The following is a 764-nucleotide window of genomic DNA, read 5'->3' on the forward strand; positions in this document are numbered from 1 at the left end:
CCCCGGAGGCACACCCCCCATGAGTCCGTACACCGCCACCCGCCGGAGTTTCCTCACCGGCTCGCTCGCAGTCACCGCAGGGGTCCTCCTCGGGGGGACGTCCACAGCCGCCGACCGCACCCTGGGCACCCAGGACTGGATGGGCGGCATCGCCGACGCCACGCCGCTGCGACGGCTCACGATCCCGGGGACGCACAACGCCGGTGCCCGCTACGGCGGCCCCTGGACGGAGTGCCAGAACACCACGGTCGCCGAGCAGCTCAACAGCGGTATCCGCTTCCTCGACGTGCGCTGCCGGATCAGCGGTGACGCGTTCGCCATCCACCACGGGGCCTACTACCAGAAGCTGAACTTCGACGACGTGCTGGGCGCCTGCCGGGACTTCCTGGCCGGGCATCCCTCGGAGACCGTGCTGATGCGGGTCAAGCAGGAGTACTCGGAGGAGAGCGACGTCGCGTTCCGGCGGATCTTCGACATCTACCTCGACGGCAAGGGCTGGCGCTCGCTCCTCCGCCTCGACCCCACGCTCCCGGACCTCGGCGGGGCCCGCGGCAAGGTCGTGCTGCTCGCCGACAACGGCGGTCTGCCCGGGGTCCGCTACGCCGACTCCGCGCTCTTCGACATCCAGGACGANNGCCGCCGCGCTGGAACTCCGACCGGCTCAATCCGCAGGTGCATTCGTTCCTCGACGGGTCCGAGGCGGCGGGCTGGACCGGCCTCGGCATCGTCCCGCTGGACTATCCGGCGACCCGTGCGGGCCTGGT

General features: G+C 71.1%; 1 protein-coding gene and 1 pseudogene. Both read left to right on the forward strand.

The genetic code is table 11. The features are described 5' to 3' along the window. Window positions 1–19: 19 nt before the first annotated feature. The coding region (locus BFF76_RS30145) for a phosphatidylinositol-specific phospholipase C domain-containing protein (RefSeq protein ID WP_420877240.1) at window positions 20–633 on the forward strand (614 nt) is incomplete at its 3' end. A 2-nt stretch (window positions 634–635) separates the two neighbouring features. Further along, window positions 636–764 (forward strand): annotated as a pseudogene (locus BFF76_RS34275) (phospholipase); the annotation flags it as partial.

Source organism: Streptomyces mutomycini (assembly GCF_001700505.1).
Classification (GTDB): Bacteria; Actinomycetota; Actinomycetes; order Streptomycetales; family Streptomycetaceae; genus Streptomyces; species Streptomyces mutomycini.